The organism is Bradyrhizobium nivariense (genome assembly GCF_029846695.2).
GTDB lineage: Bacteria > Pseudomonadota > Alphaproteobacteria > Rhizobiales > Xanthobacteraceae > Bradyrhizobium.
Window position 1 is genome coordinate 1 of the sequence record NZ_JARWCR020000172.1, and the last position, 1,851, is coordinate 1,851.

The window sequence follows — 1,851 nt, forward strand, 5'->3', positions numbered from 1 at the left end:
CCGCCTCGCCAGCGCATAAGCGGGAGTTCATCGACAAACTCGAGCCTCAAACTGCCGTTTGCCACGACGAGCACTTGCCACATCGCTCCAAAACTCCGCAGAACGCCAAATGCGTCACAAGCTCTCACGGTGATGTTCTGCGTCGTCATCGCGCTGATGGGATACATCTACAACTATCCTCGCGCGGATTATCAGACGCCGCGCCAGCGCGTGGCGACGATCCTGCGGACGTCGCCGACCCTGCTGATCCCGATCGTCATCGTCGGCACCATCCTGGGCGGCCTCGCCAACGCGACCGAATCCGCCGCCATTGGCGCGGTTGCCGCAGCCCTGGTCGGAAAGTTCTGGACCAGGGAATTCGAGTTCTCGCAGCTGCCGCAGATGATGCTGCGCAGCGCCATCTATTCGGCGATCGTGCTGTTCCTGGTCGCCGCGGCGGCCGTGTTCTCGTGGGTCCTGATCTTCGGCAAGGTGCCGCAGGAGACCGCCAGCTGGATCCAGTCGGCTGCCAAGGATCCGATCAGCTTCATGCTGATCTGCAACGTGGTCCTGCTGGTGATCGGCACGGTGATCGACGGCATTCCCGGACTGATCATGACGGTACCGATCCTGCTGCCGGTCGCAACCGAGGTCTATCACATCGATCCCCGGCATTTCGGCGTGGTGGTGGTGATCAACCTGGTGCTCGGATTGCTGTCGCCGCCGGTCGGGCTCTGCTTCTTCGTCGCGGCCGCCGTCACCGGCGCCAAGCCGGGCAAGATGTTCATGGTGACGCTGCCGTTCTTCGCCATCTCCTGCGTCCTGCTGGTGTTGCTCTCGCTCTATCCGTCGCTCTCGCTGATCCTCGTCAAATAGGCCCGTCCAAAAGGAGCCCACCATGCCGCTTTCACGTCGCCGCTTTCTCGCCGCCAGCGCAGCAGTGCCGCTGTTCGCGCCATCGCTGGCGCTGGCCCAGGCCAAGGAATTTCGTCTCGGCCTGATCACGCCCAACGGCCATTCCTGGAACAAGGCCGCGCTCAAATTCGGCGACGATCTCAAGGCCGCCACCAGCGGCCGCCTGACCTTGACCGTGTTCCACTCCGGCCAGCTCGGCAACGAGCCCGCGATGATGCAGCAATTGCAGTCCGGCGCGCTCGACATGGGCTTCATCCAGGCCGCAGAGCTCGGCTCGCGCGTGCCGCATATCGCCGCGATTAATGCGCCCTACATCGTCCGTTCGACGCCTGCAGTCGCGAAATTCGTGCGGCATCCGCAGGCCATCAAGCTGTTCGAGGTGCTGCCGCAGGAGACCGGAACGATCGGGCTCGGCTGGGGCATCACCGGCATGCGCGCCGTGTTCTCCTCCAAGGACCTGACGAGCCTCGCAGACATCCGCGGTATGAAGCTGCGCATCAATCCGACGCCGGTCTATCGCGATTTCTATTCCTCGCTGGGCGCGGCTCCGACACCGATCCCGACGCCCCAGGTGTTCGACGCGATGGCCAACGGCCAGGTCGACGGGCTCGAAGCCGATCTCGAATTCTCCTGGAACCAGCGCTTCGACAAGGTGTCGAAGGTGATCCTGCAGATGAACGCCGTCTTCATGCCGATGGCCGCGGTCGTCTCGGGCCGGGTCTGGCAGTCGCTCCCCGCGGCCGACCGCGAGCTGATCGCCAAGACCGTCAAATCGACGCTGGACACGCAGATCGACGAGTTGGCCTCCAACGAGCCCGCGCTGATCGAGAATTTCCGCAACGCCCCGATCCCGATCCGCCAGGTGCCGGCCGGCGACACCGAAGCCGTCATTGCCGAGTTCGACAAGATCTGGCTGCCGAAGGCACCTGTCCTCGCCGAGCTGCGCAAGGTCGGCGC

1 protein-coding gene and 1 pseudogene are annotated in these 1,851 nt (G+C 64.1%); both read left to right on the forward strand.

The window, feature by feature from the left end; translation table 11 throughout:
- Positions 1 to 123: 123 nt before the first annotated feature.
- Positions 124 to 855 (forward strand): annotated as a pseudogene (locus QCM77_RS45730) (TRAP transporter large permease subunit); the annotation flags it as partial.
- 22 nt (positions 856 to 877) lie between these two features.
- A partial coding sequence (locus QCM77_RS45735) for a TRAP transporter substrate-binding protein (RefSeq protein ID WP_280097115.1) occupies positions 878 to 1,851 on the forward strand: 974 nt, incomplete at its 3' end.